Source organism: Micromonospora sp. WMMD956, from assembly GCF_029626125.1.
Classification (GTDB): Bacteria; Actinomycetota; Actinomycetes; order Mycobacteriales; family Micromonosporaceae; genus Micromonospora; species Micromonospora carbonacea.
The window spans coordinates 7,022,302-7,040,010 of record NZ_JARUBI010000005.1 but is presented as its reverse complement, the minus strand read 5'-3'; the positions used below and the strand labels follow the sequence as shown (position 1 = coordinate 7,040,010).

Annotated in this window: 15 protein-coding genes; 7 read left to right on the top strand and 8 right to left on the bottom strand. The window is 74.9% G+C overall.

The window, feature by feature from the left end; translation table 11 throughout:
• The first annotated feature begins 322 nt into the window (after positions 1-322).
• Both O7628_RS30505 and O7628_RS30500 read left to right on the top strand, forming a co-directional pair.
• Entirely contained in the window at positions 323-1,936 is a 1,614-nt protein-coding gene (locus O7628_RS30505; RefSeq protein WP_278135823.1) for a pentapeptide repeat-containing protein, read from the top strand.
• Positions 1,937-2,099: 163 nt separating this feature from the next.
• The gene (locus O7628_RS30500; protein WP_278135822.1) at positions 2,100-2,711 is read left to right on the top strand and encodes a hypothetical protein; all 612 of its coding nucleotides are present in this window, start codon (positions 2,100-2,102) and stop codon (positions 2,709-2,711) included.
• Positions 2,712-2,850: 139 nt separating this feature from the next.
• On the opposite strand, the gene O7628_RS30495 is transcribed toward O7628_RS30500, so the two are convergent.
• Together O7628_RS30495 and O7628_RS30490 are read right to left on the bottom strand one after the other, a co-directional pair.
• Positions 2,851-3,273 (bottom strand): SUKH-4 family immunity protein, encoded by a 423-nt coding sequence (locus O7628_RS30495; protein ID WP_278135821.1) that lies wholly within the window; start codon positions 3,271-3,273, stop codon positions 2,851-2,853.
• 88 nt (positions 3,274-3,361) lie between these two features.
• On the bottom strand, positions 3,362-4,840 hold the full coding sequence (locus O7628_RS30490; RefSeq protein WP_074473305.1) for a glutamate--cysteine ligase: 1,479 nt from the start codon (positions 4,838-4,840) through the stop codon (positions 3,362-3,364).
• 181 nt (positions 4,841-5,021) lie between these two features.
• Here O7628_RS30490 and O7628_RS30485 point away from each other — a divergent pair, with 181 nt between their 5' ends.
• Complete coding sequence (locus tag O7628_RS30485; protein WP_074473307.1) at positions 5,022-5,360, top strand: DUF3817 domain-containing protein; 339 nt, start codon at positions 5,022-5,024, stop codon at positions 5,358-5,360.
• An 83-nt stretch (positions 5,361-5,443) separates the two neighbouring features.
• On the opposite strand, the gene O7628_RS30480 is transcribed toward O7628_RS30485, so the two are convergent.
• Positions 5,444-5,980: a hypothetical protein gene (locus O7628_RS30480; RefSeq protein ID WP_278135820.1), complete on the bottom strand. Its 537-nt coding sequence runs from the start codon at positions 5,978-5,980 to the stop codon at positions 5,444-5,446.
• A gap of 229 nt (positions 5,981-6,209) precedes the next feature.
• On the opposite strand from O7628_RS30480, the gene O7628_RS30475 reads away from it, so the two are divergent.
• The 4 genes from O7628_RS30475 to O7628_RS30460 all read left to right on the top strand — a co-directional run bounded on the left by O7628_RS30475 (position 6,210) and on the right by O7628_RS30460 (position 11,742).
• Positions 6,210-7,334: a Vms1/Ankzf1 family peptidyl-tRNA hydrolase gene (locus O7628_RS30475; RefSeq protein WP_278135819.1), complete on the top strand. Its 1,125-nt coding sequence runs from the start codon at positions 6,210-6,212 to the stop codon at positions 7,332-7,334.
• On the top strand, positions 7,327-9,087 hold the full coding sequence (locus O7628_RS30470) for a thiamine pyrophosphate-binding protein (RefSeq protein ID WP_278135818.1): 1,761 nt from the start codon (positions 7,327-7,329) through the stop codon (positions 9,085-9,087). Before O7628_RS30475 ends, O7628_RS30470 begins: the two co-directional genes overlap by 8 nt.
• A 130-nt stretch (positions 9,088-9,217) precedes the next feature.
• Positions 9,218-10,606 (top strand): hypothetical protein, encoded by a 1,389-nt coding sequence (locus tag O7628_RS30465; RefSeq protein WP_278135817.1) that lies wholly within the window; start codon positions 9,218-9,220, stop codon positions 10,604-10,606.
• 281 nt (positions 10,607-10,887) lie between these two features.
• Entirely contained in the window at positions 10,888-11,742 is an 855-nt protein-coding gene (locus tag O7628_RS30460; RefSeq protein WP_074473317.1) for a SigB/SigF/SigG family RNA polymerase sigma factor, read from the top strand.
• A gap of 83 nt (positions 11,743-11,825) precedes the next feature.
• Here O7628_RS30460 and ctaD read toward each other — a convergent pair whose 3' ends face one another.
• The 5 genes from ctaD to O7628_RS30435 all read right to left on the bottom strand — a co-directional run bounded on the left by ctaD (position 11,826) and on the right by O7628_RS30435 (position 17,577).
• On the bottom strand, positions 11,826-13,829 hold the full coding sequence (ctaD, locus tag O7628_RS30455) for a cytochrome c oxidase subunit I (protein WP_278135816.1): 2,004 nt from the start codon (positions 13,827-13,829) through the stop codon (positions 11,826-11,828).
• Positions 13,830-13,963: 134 nt separating this feature from the next.
• Positions 13,964-14,698 (bottom strand): ATP-binding protein, encoded by a 735-nt coding sequence (locus tag O7628_RS30450; RefSeq protein ID WP_278135815.1) that lies wholly within the window; start codon positions 14,696-14,698, stop codon positions 13,964-13,966.
• A gap of 116 nt (positions 14,699-14,814) precedes the next feature.
• The gene (locus O7628_RS30445) at positions 14,815-15,267 is read right to left on the bottom strand and encodes a DUF4383 domain-containing protein (RefSeq protein ID WP_278136446.1); all 453 of its coding nucleotides are present in this window, start codon (positions 15,265-15,267) and stop codon (positions 14,815-14,817) included.
• A 178-nt stretch (positions 15,268-15,445) separates the two neighbouring features.
• Positions 15,446-16,600, bottom strand: coding sequence for a glycosyltransferase (locus tag O7628_RS30440; RefSeq protein ID WP_278135814.1), 1,155 nt, complete (start codon positions 16,598-16,600; stop codon positions 15,446-15,448).
• On the bottom strand, positions 16,597-17,577 hold the full coding sequence (locus O7628_RS30435) for a glucosyl-3-phosphoglycerate synthase (RefSeq protein ID WP_278136445.1): 981 nt from the start codon (positions 17,575-17,577) through the stop codon (positions 16,597-16,599). The genes O7628_RS30440 and O7628_RS30435 overlap by 4 nt, the downstream gene beginning before the upstream one ends.
• Between the last annotated feature and the right edge of the window lie 132 nt (positions 17,578-17,709).

Sequence of the window (17,709 nt, the reverse complement as noted above, 5' to 3'; positions counted from 1 at the left end):
GGTTCTGTCTCGCGGGTCATGAGTGTCACCCGTCAAGCCCTGCATGGCGCGAGGTGATCTCAGGAACCGCGAGCGGGCAGTGCTGGCACCGTTGTTGCCGGCACAGCCCGTACGGGGTGGCCTGGTGGTGGACCCACCAGCACGCCGCCGGCAGGTCGACGATGACGGCGACCCGACCGTGTGCCGACGGACACGGCACAGGTCCCGAGTCTCCGGTGCCTGCGCCGATGTCGGTCGTTGCGGCTATCCTGCGCCGACGCGTCGGGGCCAACCCGGCAGCGGGGCCGGTGTGCGGGGCGGCCGTCGGGTGCGGAGGGGTCACGTGGTGGACGATGCGGCGGGCGTCGAGGAGCGCCGGGCTGCCGGCCGGCAGGTGCTGGTTGCGGCGGGTGGGCAGCGGGAGGCCGCCCTGGGGCGGCTCGCCGAGGTTGGCGCGGCCCACCCCGACCTGCGGCAGCATGCCGCCGACGCGGTGTGCGCATACCTGCGTACGCCGGCTGACGGTCCTGCCAACCTGGACGCCGACGGGCGGCGGGTGGCGGGGCGCGTGCTGGCCGGGCTGCTCCGGCCCGACGCGGGTGCGTCAACCGTCGGCGTCGACCTGGCCGGGGCGACCCTCGTCGACGCCGACCTCGGCGGCTGCGTGCTGGCCGGGGCCCGGTTCGACGACGCCCGTTTCCTCGGGACGACCTCCTTCGCCGGGGCCCGGTTCGCCCGCGAGGCGATCTTCGCTCGCGCGCTCTTCCACGGAGCTGCCCGCTTCGACGAGGCGCACTTCGCCGCCGACGCCGTGTTCGGGCGGGCCCGGTTCCGGGGGCCGGCGAGCTTCGCGGGCGCGGCGTTCGGCGGGCTGGCCTGGTTCGGGCGCGGCGAGGAGGAGTTCTGGGAGGACGACCCGGCCTGGGACACCATCGAGGAGGTCCGGCCCGCTGAGTGGGACGAGCCGAACGAGGACGACCCCGGCTGGCCGGTGGCGGTGCTGATGGGCGACTACCAGGAGTGGACCGAGGGCGGTGACGGGGCCCGCTTCGTCGGCCCGGCTTCATTCCGCCGGGCCCGCTTCGCCGGCCCCGCCTGGTTCTACAAGGCGCGCTTCGGGGCGGAGGCGACCTTCGGCGGGGCGTGGTTCAGTGGGCCCGTGCACCTGGACCAGCCAGCCGTGGACCTCGCCGACGCCCGGTGGGCCGGCTCGGCCGACGACGAGCCGATATGCTGGCCCCTCGGCTGGACGTCGGAACTCGGCCTGGACGACGCGAACGAACCAACCGGTCCGCAGGGGCCGTCCGCCCCGGGCGACGCGGCGGTGCTCGTGCCCGACGGCTCCGTCGCGCCGTACGCCCGCCAGTTCGCCGACCCCGACCCCGATGTGCGCCGGGCCGGCCTGCGCATCCTCGGCGAGTTGGGCGACGCGCGACCGGAGCTGCGCCAGCGGGTGGTGGACGCCGTCTGCGGCTACCTGCGCGCCCCGCTGCCGTTCCACGTGACCGGCGAGCTGACCGCCGCGCAGGCCGGCGAGGTGGAGCTGCGCCGCGCTGCCCAGCGACTCCTCGCCGCACGCCTGCGCCAGGGGGCCAGTGCCCCGGGTGAGCCGGGCGGTTCGGGCAGGCCCGACGAGCGGAACGAGCCGGGCGGGGCGGTGCACTGGGCGGGCATGAGCCTGTCGCTGTGCGGCGCGACCCTGGTCGACCTCGACCTCAGCGGCTGCGCGGTGGACCACGCCGACTTCACGGCAGCCCAGTTCCACGGGGTCACCCGCTTCGACGGGGCCACGTTCGAGGGGGCCGCGTTCCGCCTTGGCGGCCCGGAGGGGCGCGCCTCGTTCCACGGCGAGGCCACGTTTGCGGGCGCGCGCCTCGACAGGTTCCGCACCCCGGCGGAGGTCCTCGGTGCGGTCGTCTTCCACGCCACCCACGACCTCCCCACCCCCTCCTCCTGAATCCCGCGCCCCGCCTGCACCCCCGTTCTCCGCGATCTTGCAGTTTCGGCCCCCGCATAACGGTGATAACGGGCGAACAGGGGGCCACAAGTGCAAGATCGCGGGGTGAGCGGGCGAGCGGAGGAGCGAGGGAGGGGCCTGGGGGGTGGGGTAGCGTCGCGGGGTGGGTGACGAGAGGGCCGCAGGGGCCGAGATAGGCGCAGGGGGCGAGCGGGCCGCAGGGGGCGAGAGTCTGCTGCTGGGGCGGATCGCCGGCGCGGCGTGGATCGTCGACCTGTTGCGCCGGTTCGACTTCGACCTGGACCGGGCGGCCGACGGGCCGCCGGAGGCGGTGCACCTGCCCAGCGGCGAACCCCTTGAGATGATCGCCGGGGACGCCTCGGGCGGGGCCTTCATGCTGGTGGGCACCAGCGTCGCCCGGCCCGTGCTGTACGTCGGCTCGGAGGGCGAGGGCGGGCTGATCGCGACCGACCTGCGCGCCGCCCTCGCGCTCGTCGTCGGGCTCTCCAGCATCCACGACGCGACGAGCGTCCCGTACGGCGACGACGGCGGCGCGCGGCTGCGGGAGTGGCTGGCCCGCGCCGACGAGGAGATCCGCGAGGACTGGCCGGAGCTGGACGCGGAACGGGCGCGGCTGCGGCAGGCGCTCGACCTGCCGGAGGCCGACGGGCTGCTGCTGGAGGCGCTGCACCGCCTGGCGGCCGACGACGACTACCGCCCGGTCAGCGACGCCGGCGACCGGTACGAACCGATGGTCGACGCGCCCGGTGCGTAGCCGCCCGGTGCGTAGCCGCCGGAGGTGCCGACCCTTCGAACCGCCCGCGTCGTCAGGCCGCCGAAGCGCCGCCCGCGTTCAGGCCGCCGAAGCGCCGCCCGCGCCGTCAGGCCCGTCGCCACCGGGGAGGGCCGACCCGTCAGGTCATCCCGTAGCCGAGTTCCTCGGCGGCCACCGACCAGAAGCGGTTCTCGTCGCCCACCGACGTTGGGTCGAGCTGCCGGAACCGGTCGGTGAGCCGCTCGCCGACCGCCTCGAGGTCGTCGTCGGCGTCGTCGGGCAGCGCGTCGGCCTCGGCGCGGGCCGCCAGGTACGCCTCCGCGCAGGCGACGAGCGCGTCCAGCGTGGAGTTCACCGGCTCGGACCCGCCCTCGTCGAGGAGGGACACGGCACCCGTGGCCGGGTCGACGACGAGGCGGGACAGCCCCTCGTCCTCGGCGAGTACCACCCCGGCCGGGTCGGGGCGGGCGGCCGGGAGCCAGTCCCCGGGGTAGGGAAGCTGCTCTGCGAGGGAGCGTAGCCGGGCGAGGGCGGCGTCGATCGCCGCGTCGGTGTTCGGCACCGGCCCACCCTAGCCCCGGGAACCGGCCCACCCTGGCCTTGGGCACCGGCCCGTCGGCCCGGGACTCCTGGCCCGGTCAGGGGCACGGTCAGGGGATCGGCCACTCGTGGACGGGGCGGTTGCTGTGCATCAGCTCCACGTAGTGGCGGACGACCTCGCGCAGCGCCTCGGGCCGGTCCAGGTGGTCGGCGGACTCCAGCCGGTGCAGGGTCTCCACCTGCCAGGTCGCGCCGTTGCGGCCGGTCAGGCAGCGCTGCTCGATGATCCCGAGCAGCCGGTCCCGCTCGGCCGGGTCCAGCCCCCACCGGTCGAGGCCGTGGTGGGCCAGCGGCAGCAGCCGGCGCAGCACCAGCTCGGTGACCGGCAGGTAGCCGAGGCCGGGCCAGAACACCTGGGCGTCGATCCCGTGCCGGGCGCAACTGGTGAAGTTCTCCTCGGCGGCGCTGAACGACATCTGCGACCACAGCGGCCGGTCCGACTCGGCGAGGGCCCGGACCAGCCCGAAGTAGAACGCGCCGTTGGCGACGGTGTCGAGCACGGTGGGGCCGGCGGGCAGCACCCGGTTCTCGACCCGCAGGTGGGGCCGGCCCTTGTGGACGTCGTACACCGGCCGGTTCCAGCGGTAGACGGTGCCGTTGTGCAGCCGCAGCTCGGCGAGCTTCGGCACGTCGCCCCGGGCCAGGGCCTCGGCCGGGTCCTCCGGGTCGCACACCGGCAGCAGGGCGGGGAAGTAGCGCACGTTCTCCTCGAACAGGTCGAACACGCTGGTGATCCAGCGTTCGCCGAACCACACCCGTGGGCGTACCCCCTGGGCCTTGATCTCTTCCGCCCGGGTGTCGGTGGCCTGCTGGAACAGCGGGATGCGGGTCTCGCGCCACAGTTCCCGGCCGAACAGCAGCGGCGAGTTCGCGCCGAGGGCCACCTGGATGCCGGCGACGGCCTGGGCGGCGTTCCAGTGGTCGGCGAACTGCGCGGGGCTGACCTGGAGGTGGAACTGGGTGCTGGTGCAGGCCGCCTCCGGGGTGATGGTGTCGGCGGTGACCGCGAGCCGTTCCACCCCGCTGATGGAGATCCGCAGGTCCTCGCCGCGCGCGGCGAAGATCTGCTCGTTGAGCAGCTTGTAGCGCGGGTTGGCCGACAGCGTCTCGGCGGTCAGGTGCTCCGGGCGCAGCGTCGGCAGGATGCCGATCATGACCATGTGCGCGCCGACGTCCCGGGCCTTGGTCTCGGCGGCGTTGAGGCTGGCCCGTACGTGTTCCTCGAACGCGGCGGTGCCCGTGCCGGCCAGCCGGCGCGGCGCGACGTTGATCTCCACGTTGAACTGCCCAAGCTCGGTCTGGAAGCTCGGGTCGGCGATCGCGGCGAGCACGTCGGCGTTGCGCATCGCCGGCAGGGACCCGTCGTCGACCAGGTTCAGCTCGATCTCCAGGCCGGTCATCGGCCGTTCCACGTCGAAGCGGGACTCCCGGAGCATCTCGGCGAAGACGTCCAGGCACCGGTGCACCTTCTCCCGATAGCGCGCCCGGTCCTCCCGACTGAAGGTGCGCGCCGCGACTTCCTCGCCCATGGTCACCGCCCTGTCACCGTTGGTTCCCCCAACCTCGCACGCGGCGGCGGCCCGGGGGAAGACCCGAAGGTCCCTCTACGTACCCACCTGTGGCCCGCGTGATCCCCGTCGCCTCCGCCTCCCGGTCGGCCGGGCCGTCGGGCGGGCTGGCTAGCATGGCCGGCAACCGGTGGGGGAGACGATGCGCGAGAAGATCACGAAGCTGTTCGTCGCGGCGGCGGTCGCCGAGGCGTGCTCCTGGCTGGCCCTGCTGGTCGGCATGGCCGTCAAATATGGCCCGCCGGGCAACGAGATCGGCGTGAAGATCTTCGGCCCGATCCACGGCGGCCTGTTCGTCGCGTACGGCGTGCTGGTGCTGGCCGTCGCGCGGCTGCACCGGTGGCGGGCGTGGCCGACCCTCGTGGCGCTGGCCTGTTCGGTGCCGCCGTTCGCCACCCTGGTCTTCGAGCGCTGGGCGGCCCGCCGGGGCATGCTGCGCACCGCGCCGGCCCCGGAGCGCCCCCGCACCCCGGTCGGCTGACCGCCCGGCGCGCTTCCCGTCGGGCGGCGCGGGGCGGGGCTCGGGCGAGCAGGACCGGCGCGCCACCCGTTGGCGGCGCACGCTCAGGTGAGCAGGATCGCCGCGCCGATCACGAGGACCAGCAGCGCCCCCAGGGCGGCCTGGAGCAGCAGCGGCGGCCCGAGGTGGCTCCACAGGGTGGCGTGGCGGGGGCGCAGCAGCTGCCCGGTGGTGAGGTTGACGATCTGCTCGACGCGCGGCGGCAGGTCGGGATCCTGCGGCTTGAGGGTGATCTGCACCCAGTCGGCCGGGTGCAGCGCGCTCTGCGCCAGGTGCCCGTGCAGCTCCACCTCGCACAGCTGGTCGTTGGAGTCGCGCAGCCGCAGCGGGGTGACCAGGAACTCCGGCCCCTTGCGCAGCTCCTTCCAGGTGCGCCGGGCGCCGCCACCGCCGCTGGACAGCAGCGAACGGAACGCCAGCAGCAGCAGCCCCATCACGCTGGCGGCCGTCACCACGGCGACGAGCACGGGCTGACCGATCTTCAGCTCACGCGGGTAGCCGTCGAGCAACCGGACGACGCGGCCGGTGACGATCCGCTGCGTCGGGCGAGCGATCCGCCGGTAGTCGAGGTCGCCGTCCATTGTCCACCACCGAGAGTCGTTCACCACGGAGAGTCCGATTCGCTACACCGATCGTATCCGCCGGGGCGGCCGAACGACATGAATGAACGCGAGTCATGTTCGTGGCGGGTCGCGGCGGCGGGAGCCGACGCCGGGAGCAGCAGGCCAGGCGACCGGGTCGGGTGACCGGGCCAGGTGACAAGGCGACCGGCGCGGGTAAGCGGGGGGCCGAGCCGGAAAGGGGTCGAGCATGCAGCTGTCCTTCCTGCGTCCGCTCTACGACCGTCCCGGGCCGTGGTGCTCGGTCTACCTGGACGCCTCCCGGGACACCCACGACGCCCGCCCCGCGCTGGACCTGCGGTGGCGGGCCATCGAGGGGCGACTGCTGGAGCAGGGCGCCGACGCGCCGACCGTGGACGCCGTCGAACGCGTCGTCCGCGGCCACGACCCGATGGCGGGCGACTACGGCATCGCCGTGTTCGCCACCCGGGGCCGCGCGGTGCTCACCGAGTACCTGTCCGCCCCGCCGCTGCGGGACCTGGCGACCGTGTCGGAGCTGCCGCACACCATGCCGCTGCTCGCCCAGCGCGGCGAGCAGGTCGCCTGGGTGCGGGTGCTGGCCGACCGCAGGGGCGCGGACGCCGTGGCCGTCAGCGCCGGCGGGGTGCCGCGCCGCGCCCACGTCACCGGCCGGGAGGACTTCCCGCTGCGCCGCGTCAACGCGGGCGGCTGGTCGCACTCGCGCTACCAGCGGGCCGCCGTGGAGGCCTGGCACCACAACGCCGGCGACGCGGCGGCGGCCACCGTGGAGCTGGCCGAGAAGGTCGGCGCGGAGGTGGTGGTGGTCGCCGGCGACGTGCGGGCCACCGGCATGATCGCCGCCCAGCTGCCGGAGCGCTGGCAGGACGTGCTGGTGCGTACCGACGCCGGGTCGCGGCACGCCGGGGCGGACCCGGCGCTGATGGACGACGTCACCGTGCAGACCATCGCCGAGGTGGCCGACCAGCGGGTCACCGCCGCGCTGGACCGCTTCGGCGTCCAGGAGGACGTCGGGGCGGGCCTGGACGCCGTCGTGTCGGCGCTGCGTCGCAACCAGGTCGACACGATGCTGATCGTGGACGACCCGTCGTCGACGGCCCAGCTCTGGGTCGGCCCCGAGCCGACCGACATCGCCACCGACGCGGGCCAGCTCACCGCCGTCGCGGTGGCCGACCCCCAGCGGGTACGCGCCGACGCGGCCCTGGTGCGGGCGCTCGTCGGCACCGACGCGGAGCTGACCGTGCTCGCGCCGGACGAGGCGCCCGAGCTGACCGACGGGGTGGGGGCGGTGCTGCGCTACGTCGACGCCGCCACGCCCGGCCGCTCACATGGCTGAGCGTACGGTCGCCGACCTGGTGGTGGAGCGGCTGCGGGCGTGGCGGGTGCCGCGCGCCTTCGGGTGCCCGGGCCCCGCCGTCGCCCCGGTCGTCGCCGCCCTCGACCGCGCGGGCGGGGACCCCGCATTCGTCCCCGCCCGGCACGAGGAGACGGCCTCGTTCATGGCCAGCGGGCACGCCAAGTTCACCGGCGAGATCGGGGTCTGCCTGGCCACCCAGGGCCCCAGCGCGGTGCATCTGCTCAACGGCCTGTACGACGCCAAGCTGGACAGCAAGCCGGTGGTGGCGATCGTCGGCGAGGACATCGACGGCCCGCTCGGCGGGGCCCACGAGGAGATCGGCCTGAGCCGCCTCTTCGGCGACGTCTGCAACCAGTTCGTCCGCTACGGGCGTACCCCGGGCCAGGTGCCGGCCGTGCTGGACCAGGCGTTCCGCACCGCCGCCGCCACCCGCAGCCCCACCTGCGTGGTGCTGCCCCGCGCGGTGCAGGTCGCCCCGGTGCCCGACCTGGTCCCGCAGTTCGCCGGGGTCGTGTCGGCGACGCCGGGGGAGCCGCTGGCGCGGGTGCTGCCGCACGACGCCGACCTGGCCGCCGCCGCCTCCCTGCTCGGCATCGGCGACCGGGTCGCGATCCTGGTCGGGCAGGGCGGGCACGGCGCGGCCGCCGAGATCGTGGCGCTGGCCGACCGGCTCGGCGCGGGGGTGGCCGCCAGCCTGCTCGGCAAGCCGGTGCTCGACGAGCGGCTGCCCTTCCACGCCGGCGTGCTCGGCGAGGTGGGCACCACCGCGGCGGCGCAGCTCATGGGCGGCTGCGACACCCTGCTGCTGGTCGGCACCAACGACCCGTGGACCGACTACTACCCGCTGCCCGGCCAGGTCCGCACCGTCCAGATCGACATCGACGGCCGGCGGATCGGCAACCGGTACCCGGTGGACGTGCCGCTGGTCGGCGACGCCACCGAGACGCTGCGGGCCCTGCTGGCGCGCGTCCCGGACCGGCCGCGGCGGGCATGGCGGGAGACGGTGGAGGCGTCGGTGGACCGGTGGCGTCGGGCGGCGGCGGCCCGCGCCGCCGAGCCCGCCGGGCCGGTCAACCCGCAGCTCGTGCTGCGCGAACTCTCCGCCCGGCTGCCCCGGGAGGCGGCCGTCGCCGTCGACGTGGGCTCGGTCGTCTACTGGTACGCCCGGCATCTGGAGCTGCCGCCCGGCGTCACCGCCCACCTCTGCGGCACCCTCGGGTCGGCCGGCTGCGCCCTGCCGTACGCGGTGGCGGCGAAGCTCGCCCGCCCCGACCGGCCGGTGCTCGCCCTCGCCGGCGACGGCGCGATGCAGCTCAACGGGCTGGCCGAGCTGATCACGGTGGCCCACCACTGGCGGGAGTGGCCGGATCCCCGGCTGGTCGTGCTGGTGCTCAACAACCGCGACAACTCGGGCGTGGGCGACGGCCGCCCGCCGTCCGGGGTGGCCGACCGGCGCCCCGACGTCCCGTACGCCGGCTGGGCCCGCCTGCTCGGCCTGCACGGGGTCCGGGTGGACCGGCCGGAGCTGATCGGCGCGGCCTGGGACGAGGTCCTCGCGGCGGACCGGCCGAGCGTGCTGGAGGCCGTGGTCGACCCGACCGTGGCGCTGCGTCCCCCGGAGCCGGCCCTGGTGGACCTGCGCGGCCTCTTCGCCGACGGCGAGGCGGCCCGGCGGGTGCGCGGTCGGATGCTCGACAACCGGGTCGCCGTCGAGGCGGAGGACCTCGTTTAGCGGACGACCCGCCCAGCGGGCACGCGCGGTGGCGGACGCCCCGTTTAGACCCCATCGGGACGGGAAGCCGGGCCGCGTGGTGAGCGAACGAGGCGGGTCCGGACCGACGCACACGGCGCGCCGGGACCTCATGGCGGACGGGGCCGGACTTGCCGGCGACCGGGTGATGACGGCGGGCAGCACGGCCCGGATCATGGTCGCCGCGGCGGTGCGGGCGCTGCGCGGGGAGGACTGCGCCGACCTGCGGAACCCGGGCGCGCCGTCCCGCTTCACCGGGGCCCCCGAGCCGGTGCGCCGGGGCGCGACGGCGCGGGCGGCCGGACGGGTCGCCCTCACCCCCGAGCAGGCGGCCGAGGTCGACGCCGAGCGGGTCGCCCGGTGGATCGTCGACCAGTACCCGCGCCGGTGCTACCCGGGCGTGGTGCTCGGTTCGCCGCACGGCGCGGCCGTGCACCTGGCGGTCGCCCTCGGGGTGCCCTGGCTGCCGGCCGCGTTCGAGACGACGGTGCACTGGAGCGGCGGCGCGGTGGACCGGCCCGCCGCCGCCCTCGACCACGGCGCCGCGCTCGCCGGCCGGCTGCTGGCCGGCAACCCGGACGTGCACGTGCGCCAGGTGCACTGCCCGGCCAGCCGGGGCCCGTTGTCCGGGGCGACCGTCTCCCTCCTGGTGCGCTGGCAGTCGCTGCCGGCGGCGTACGCCCGGTTCCTCGCCGACCGCCTCGCGCCCGACGGCCCGGTGCTGCTGCTGCGCGACGCCCGCACCTGGCCGGTGTACGACGCCGGGCGGGGGCACAGCTTCCAGGCCGGCTCCCCGGCCAGCGGCCTGGACCCGGTGGACTTCGACCCGGACTCGCACGCCCTGCGCCAGGTGCTCCGCTCCGTCGGCGGCGACGGGGCCCGCTGGCAGCCCCCGGCGGTCTCCTGCCCGCGGGGATACGCCGAGCACGGCGTGGAGCCCGGTTTCGAGCTCGCCGTCCGGGACTGGGCCGGGCGGCGCGGGAACGGGGTGCACCGGGTGCTCGTGCCCCGGCCGGAGGCGCTCAGCGCCGCCGTCGCCGACCTGTACCGGGGATGGCTGCGGCGGGCCGGCAAGACGGGCGACCGCCTCGTCGTGGAGTGCGGGCGGCTGCTCGACCCGTGGCAGGTGGTGCGGGCGGGGCTGGTGCCGTACTGGTGCGAGAACGCCACCCGGCGCAGCGTCGACGCCGCCGAGTGGTGGCTGGCCGGCAGCGAGCCGTTCAGCTCCGTGGACGTGCTCCCGGAGTCGCCGGGGATGCGCTCGCCGGCCCTCGCGGGCCTGCCGCAGTGGCTGGCCGTGGCCGCGTTCGGCCGCCGCCGCCGGGCCCTGGACCGCACCGCCGCCCGGGGCTACCCGGTCGCGACGGTGTCGACCCGCCGGGCCACCGAGGTGCTCCGCGCCCAGCCGTACGACCTGCCGGCCCCGCCGCCGCTGCCCGCCGCGACCGCCGTCGAGGCGTTTCGGGCCGGCGGCGCCCGGCAGGGCCTGGTGGTCGGCTGACCGGTCCGTGGGCCGGGCCGCCGGCCGCTGCGCCACCGGCGCGCCGCAGTCGCCCGCACCGACCGGCCGAAACATCCTCGCGAACCCGGGCCGGCGTGATTGAGTACCTACGGAGCGGGAACACCGCTGGCTGCGACGGCCCGGCCAGGCTGCGCAGCCCGCCTGTCGCCGCTCCTCGACGGATCCCGTCATGTGACCCACTTCCGGCCCGGTGCGTGGCTCGACCACGCGCACGTCCGGTTTCCCGACCCGGGCGGGGGACCTTCCTGAGGGAGGCGCGGATGTTCGGACAACCCAGCACGACCACGGCACCACCCCCCACCGACCGGGGGCTGGAGGACCTCGACGCGGCGGCGCTGGCGTACGCGGCGCGGATCGAGGGCCTGCCCCCCGAGCGGCGGCAGGAGGCCCGCGACGACCTGGTGCGCTTCGCGTTGCCGTTCGCCGGGCGGCTCGCCCGCCGCTACCGGGGGCGGGGCGAGCCGCTGGAGGACCTGGAGCAGGTGGCCCGCCTCGGGCTGGTCAACGCGGTCGACCGGTACGACCCGGAGCGGGGCTCGTTCACCGCGTACGCGGCGATCACCATCGTCGGGGAGATCAAACGTCACTTCCGGGACCGGACGTGGGGGGTGCACGTGCCCCGCCGGCTGCGCGACCTGATCCTGGAGGTGGGGCAGGCCACCGCCGCGCTGACCAGCGAGCTGTCCCGGGCCCCCACCGTCGCCGAGCTGGCCGAGCGGCTGGAGACCCCGCAGGAGGAGATCCTCGCGGCGCTGGAGTCGGCGGCCGGCTACAGCCCGGCCTCGCTCAACGCGCCCGTCGGCGGGGAGAGCTCCGCCGAGTTCGGCGACCTGGTCGGCGAGAGCGACAACGCGCTGGAGTCCGTCGACGACCGGGTGACCGTCAGCGGGCTGCTGCACCGGCTGCCCTGGCGGGAGCGGCGGATCCTGGCCATGCGCTTCTACGGCAACCAGACCCAGGCCGAGATCGCCGCCCGGTTCGGCATCTCCCAGATGCACGTTTCCCGGCTGCTGTCGCGGGCGTTGACCTGGCTGCGGCAGGCGATGCTGGCCGACGCTCCGCCGCCGTGGCAGAACGGCCCGGCCGAGACGGAACCGGTGACCAAGCGCGGCTGAGGCGCAAGGAAGGGCCCCCTCTTAACGCCTGAGGTAGAGAGGGGCGCCCTTCTCACACTCCGGACCCCGTCGCGGGGGCGGGCTCAGCGCTCCGTCGAGTCGCCGCGGCTGTGCGGGTGCCGCCAGCGCTCGTTCTCCTGCGGGGCCCGCTCCGCGCCGAGCCCGCCCACCTCCGGCTCGTCGGTGGCGTCGAAGCTGGGCCGGCGGACCTCCTCCGGTTCCGGCACGTCCACCGGCCGCGCGCCCGACTGCGGCGCGGGCTGGTACTCGACGGCCTCGCGGGCGCCGTGCGCGCCCTCGGCCGCCGGCGACTCGGGCAGGTGCCGCTCGTGGTGCAGCTCCTCGGCGAGGCTCTGCGGCGGCTTCGTGGTGCGCTGCGGCAGGTCCCGGCCCAGGTCGGCGACGAGGCGGCCGTACTTGGCGTCGAAGGCGGGGCGCTCGGAGCGGATCCGGGGCATCCGGTCGAAGTTGCGCAGCGGGGGCGGGCAGGTCGTGGCCCACTCCAGCGAGTTGCCGAAGCCCCACGGGTCGTCGACCGTCACCATCGCCCCGTACCGCCAGGACTTCCACACGTTGTAGATGAAGAACAACGTGGACGCGCCGAGCACGAACGACCCGACCGTGGAGATCATGTTGAGCGTGGTGAAACCGTCGCCGGGCAGGTAGTCGGCGTACCGGCGGGGCATGCCCTCGGCGCCGAGCCAATGCTGCACCAGGAACGTGGCGTGGAAGCCGACGAACATCGTCCAGAAGTGCAGCTTGCCCAGCCGCTCGTCGAGCAGCCGCCCGGTCATCTTCGGGAACCAGAAGTAGACCCCGCCGAACGCGGCGAAGACGATGGTGCCGAACAGCACGTAGTGGAAGTGCGCCACCACGAAGTACGAGTCGGTGACGTGGAAGTCGACCGGCGGGCTGGCCAGCAGGACCCCGGTGAGCCCGCCGAGCAGGAACGTGACCAGGAAGCCGACGGCGAAGAGCATCGGCGTCTCGAAGGTGAGCTGCCCCTTCCACATGGTGCCGATCCAGTTGAAGAACTTCACCCCGGTGGGCACCGCGATCAGGTAGCTCAGGATGCTGAAGAACGGCAGCAGCACCTGGCCGGTGGCGAACATGTGGTGCGCCCAGACGCTCATCGACAGCACGGTGATCGCGACCGTGGCCAGCACCAGCCCGGTGTAGCCGAAGATCGGCTTGCGGGAGAAGACCGGGATGATCTCGGTGATGATGCCGAAGAACGGCAACGCCACGATGTAGACCTCGGGATGGCCGAAGAACCAGAACAGGTGCTGCCACAGCATCGGGCCGCCGGTGGCCGGGTCGAACACGTGTGCGTCGAGCAGCCGGTCGGCGGCCAGGGCGAACAGGGCGGCGGCCAGCAGCGGGAAGACCAGGATCACCAGGACGCTGGTGAGCAGCATGTTCCAGGTGAAGATCGGCATCCGGAACATGGTCATGCCGGGGGCGCGCAGGGTCAGGGTGGTGGTGATCAGGTTGACCGCGCCGAGGATGGTGCCGAGACCGGAGACGGCCAGGCCGACGATCCACAGGTTCCCGCCGATGCCGGGGGAGTGCTCCATCCGGCTCAGCGGCGTGTACGCCGTCCAGCCGAAGTCGGCGGCCCCGCCCGGGGTGGCGTAGCCGCCGACGACCATGGTCCCGCCGAACAGGTAGAGCCAGTACGCGAAGGCGTTGAGCCGGGGGAACGCCACGTCCGGCGCGCCGATCTGCAACGGGACGATGTAGTTGCCGAACGCGAACACCAGCGGCGTCGCGAACAGCAGCAGCATGATCGTGCCGTGCATGGTGAACGCCTGGTTGTACTGCTCCGGGGAGAGGAACTGTAGGCGCGGCCGGGCCAGTTCGGCCCGCAGCAGCAGGGCCAGCACCCCGCCGATGAGGAAGAAGACGAACGAGGTGACCAGGTAGAGCAGGCCGATCTGCTTGGCGTCTGTCGTCCCGAGCAGCTTGATCAGCTTCGCGCCGGGCAGCGCCGGGCGGACCGGGCCGGGAAAGCCGCCGAAGCGGGCCGGCGCGAGGATCGCGGGCCCCCGGTCTCGGGCAGGCTCCGTGGTTACCCGCTTGGGCATGCTTCTCACCCCGTCGGTGGCGACAGAAAGGGACGGGCGTGCCTACCCGCCCCTCTCCCTATGTAACCAGGCGAGAGCGGTAATTTCGGTCAATTCGCGGGCGACGCGGTCCGACGGCCGCCGGCACAGCCGCCTCAGGTGGCCGCGGGCAGCATCGCCCAGACCACCTTGCCGTCGACCACCGGCGCGCTGCCCCAGCGCTGGGTCAGCTCCCGCACCAGCAGCAGGCCCCGGCCGCCCTCGGCCCGCAGGTCCGTCCGGGTGGCCGCCCGCGCCGCGGCCCGGCTGCCGTCGGCGACGGCCACCTGCAGGTACGGCCGGCGCAGGGTCAGCGTGACCTGCATCGGGGTGCCGGCATGTCGTACCACGTTGCCGACCAGCTCGCTGAGCACCACCGAGGCGGGGCCGACCAGATCCGGCAGGTGCCACCGGCCGCACGCGTCGGCGACCAGCTCCCGGGCCCGCCGGCACGCGCCCGCCACCGGCTCCAGGCGGACCCGCAGCCGGGGCGCGGCGGCGGCCCCCGCCGTCCGGGCCGCCTCGGCGCAGTCCCGCTGCACCGGCAGCCCCCGGCACACCCTCGACTGGGTCAGCCAGCTGGCCGTCCGCGCCGGTGGCGCGCAGAGCACGACGGGCACCGCCGGCCAACCGGCCGCCCGGCGGGCCGCGGCGGCGAAGACCGACAACGCGAGCCCGTCACGCACGGTGAGGTCGTGGAGGTCGACCACCAGCGCGTCCGGCTGGGCGGTGAGGCAGCGGTCGAGCACCCGGTGCACCGTCCGCATGGTCGCCAGGTCGAGCGCGCCGGCGACGCGTACGACGGTCACCGGCGACTCGTCGCGGACCTCGCAGGTGATCCGGCTCGGCATTGCGCGGTCCTCGTTTCCGTCTCGGGGTGACCCGGACGTACCCGGCGCGACGCCGGGCGAAACGGGACCGCTGACGGGCGCAGCGGGTCGGCGGGCGTGGTCAGCGGCGTCGGCGGTCAGCGGCGTCGGCGGTCACGCGTGGTGAGCACGCCGAGCGCGATCATGCCGGCGCCGAGGAGCAGGTGCAGCCAGTTGTCGGCGTCGTTGACCGGGATGAAGTTGGCGCCGCTGCCGTGGTCGACGACCAGGCCGTAGAGCCACAGCACCAGGTAGACCGCCCCGCCGCCGATCAGGAACGTCCGCGCCCCGTCCCAGGTGCGCGACAGCGCCAGGCCGGCCAGCCCGAACGCCAGGTGCACGGCGTTGTGCAGGACCGAGACCTGGAACACCCCGAGCAGCTTCGCCCCGGAGCCGTGCCCGGCGAAGCGCAGGTCGCCGAAGCCGGTGGTGATCCCCGGGACGAAGCCGAGCAGCCCGACCAGGAGGAAGACCACGCCGACGGTGGCGGCGGCGCGCCGCACCGGCGCCCGGCCGTCGGCCGGGTTGCGTCGGGCCCGCGCGTGGGCCATCGGACCGGCCACCACGACCTCCTCACCGCGACTTCCTCACCGCCGGGTGCAGAGCCCGGCCGGATCGCGGCTTCCCACCACCGCCCAGCGCAAACGCGCGGATCGGGCGGCGGCGGTGTTAACAGGGGGCCCCTGCTCTACCGGAAGCGTTAACAGGGTGCCCCTCCTTGCGCCGCCGTCAGGCGGGTTGCAGGGGGCAGGTCGCGGTCTGCCGAACCCTCTCGTACAGCCCGACGTACGCGCGCGCCATCACCGCCGGGGTGAACCGGGTCGCCGCCTCCCGGCGGCACTCGTCGCCGTCGAGCACGCTCGCGGCCAGCAGCAGGTCGGCCAGCTCGTCCTCGTCGGCGGTGAGCAGCCCGGTGCGGCCGTGCTCGATCAGCTCCGGCAGGCAGCCGCGGGCCGTCGCCACGACCGGGGTGCCCAGCGCCAGGGACTCGACCACGGCCGTGCCGCCGGGTTCCTCCCAGCGCAGCGGGAACAGCGCGGCGCGGGCCCCGGCCAGCAGGTCGTCGCGGTCCCGCCCGGCGACCGTGCCGACCCAGCGGACCAGGTCGCCGTCGACGTGCGGGGCCACCTCGTCGTAGAAGAACCGCACGTCCGGGTTCTGCCGGGCCTCGTCGCCCGCCGTGGCCAGGTCCTGCGGCCGGTGGTACGGCCCGACCGGACCGGCGAGCACCAGCGGCACGCCGACCCGCCGCGCCAGCCGCGCGCCGACGTCCTGGCCCTTGCCCGGGTTGATCCGGCCCAGGATGACCAGGTAGTCGCCCTTGTCCGGCCGGGGCCGCCGGTCGGCGTCGACCGCGAGCGGGGTGGACAGGTGCACGTGGCCGACCGAGTGCTCCCGCAGCGCCCGGGGCGCGCGGGCCAGCTGCGCGGCGGACACCCCGTTGACCCGCACCCGGTCGCCGCCGTCGAGGTTGCCGTACAGGTCGGGGTGCTTGGCCAGGTCCCAGTGCAGGGTGTGCAGCACCGGCGGGCCCTGCGGGCCCATGGCCGCGAGAGTGGCCAGGCCGACGGCCTCCACGTGGTCGTGCACCAGGTCGATGTCGTCGCGGGCGTGCAGCGCGCGCACCACGCCGCCCAGGTGCGCCTGGGAGATGCCGCAGACCTGGTTGTACGGCCGTTGCAGCGCGGGGAACTGGCCGTCGCCGAAGACCGCGATCTTCTCGTCGACGGGCAGGGTGCTGCTCTCCACGGAGGCGAGGACCACCCGCACGCCCAACCTGCGTAGCTCCGGCACGAGGGTGGCGATCACGTTCTCGATCCCGCCGTAGCCGGGCGGCGGCACGGACAGCCACGGGCCGGCGTTCATCAGGACGGTGAGGCTCATGCGGGCACCCGACGCCGGGGCACCCGGTGCCGCAGCTCCGCCAGGGGCGGGCGCTCCTCGACCGAGACGTCGCTGACGACGATCTCCCGGTCGAGGTTGGGCAGCGCGTCGGAGCCGCCCCGCCGGAACTGGGTCAGCAGGGCGGCCGGCACGGCGTCGGGGTTGGCCCAGCCCCGCCGCTGCAACCGGGACCAGGCGGTCAGCATGATCTGCGCCGACATCCGGCCCAGCGCCGCCGTGTCCTGGTGGCGGTGCCGGCGCTCGCCCAGGTCCACCTGGGCCAACGCGTCCAGGCCGAGCAGGTCGAGCAGGTCGATCAGCATCGCCGTCTCCACCCCGTACCCGGAGACGAACGGCACCCGCTCCAGCACGTCGCGGCGGCCGGCGTACTCGCCGGCGAGGGGCTGGACGAAGCCGGCCAGCTCCGGCCAGAACAGGTTGAGCAGGGGGCGGGCCATCAGCTCGGTGACCCGGCCGCCCCCGTCGGCCTCCACGCTGGCCGCCCCCACCAGCGGCCGGTGGTAGAACCCCTTGACGAAGTCGACCGACGGGTCGGTCAGCAGCGGCCCGATCAGGCCGGTGACGAAGTGCGGGCGGAACTCGCGCAGGTCGGCGTCGACGAACGCGACCACGTCGCCCTCGGCCGCCGCCAGCCCGGCCCACAGCGCGTCGCCCTTGCCGGTCAGCCGGGGCAGCCCCCGGGTCATCTCGTCCTGGCCGACCACCTCCGCGCCGGCCGCCCGGGCAACCTGCGCGGTCCGGTCGGTCGACCGGGAGTCGACCACGATCAGCTCGTCGACCAGGGCCACCCGGTCCATCAGGTGCTCGCGGATGGTCGACACGATCGCGCCGACCGTCGCCTCCTCGTTACGTGCCGGCAGGACCACGCTGACCCGGCTGTCGCCCTTGGCGCGCAGCAGCCGCCGCGACGTCCACTCGGCCGCCGAACTGGTCCGGTATGTCGCCCATGCCTCCACCACCGGTGTCACACTCGCCTCTGCATCCCGCACTGACGCACCCCCAGATCGTGGTGGAAGACGCGGAGTACGGGATTCCCAATCCCGCCCGCGCGCTAACCGGATTGTCGCTAACAGCTTGATCACGGGCCG

Excerpts from the sequence above, each read along its gene's own strand:
- O7628_RS30440 (WP_278135814.1), bottom strand. The coding sequence starts at position 16,600 with ATGAGCCTCACCGTCCTGATGAACGCCGGCCCGTGGCTGTCCGTGCCG.
- O7628_RS30475 (WP_278135819.1), top strand. The coding sequence starts at position 6,210 with ATGCAGCTGTCCTTCCTGCGTCCGCTCTACGACCGTCCCGGGCCGTGG.
- O7628_RS30460 (WP_074473317.1), top strand. The coding sequence starts at position 10,888 with ATGTTCGGACAACCCAGCACGACCACGGCACCACCCCCCACCGACCGG.
- ctaD (WP_278135816.1), bottom strand. The coding sequence starts at position 13,829 with ATGCCCAAGCGGGTAACCACGGAGCCTGCCCGAGACCGGGGGCCCGCG.
- O7628_RS30485 (WP_074473307.1), top strand. The coding sequence starts at position 5,022 with ATGCGCGAGAAGATCACGAAGCTGTTCGTCGCGGCGGCGGTCGCCGAG.
- O7628_RS30465 (WP_278135817.1), top strand. The coding sequence starts at position 9,218 with ATGGCGGACGGGGCCGGACTTGCCGGCGACCGGGTGATGACGGCGGGC.
- O7628_RS30490 (WP_074473305.1), bottom strand. The coding sequence starts at position 4,840 with ATGGGCGAGGAAGTCGCGGCGCGCACCTTCAGTCGGGAGGACCGGGCG.
- O7628_RS30470 (WP_278135818.1), top strand. The coding sequence starts at position 7,327 with ATGGCTGAGCGTACGGTCGCCGACCTGGTGGTGGAGCGGCTGCGGGCG.
- O7628_RS30450 (WP_278135815.1), bottom strand. The coding sequence starts at position 14,698 with ATGCCGAGCCGGATCACCTGCGAGGTCCGCGACGAGTCGCCGGTGACC.
- O7628_RS30445 (WP_278136446.1), bottom strand. The coding sequence starts at position 15,267 with ATGGCCCACGCGCGGGCCCGACGCAACCCGGCCGACGGCCGGGCGCCG.
- O7628_RS30480 (WP_278135820.1), bottom strand. The coding sequence starts at position 5,980 with ATGGACGGCGACCTCGACTACCGGCGGATCGCTCGCCCGACGCAGCGG.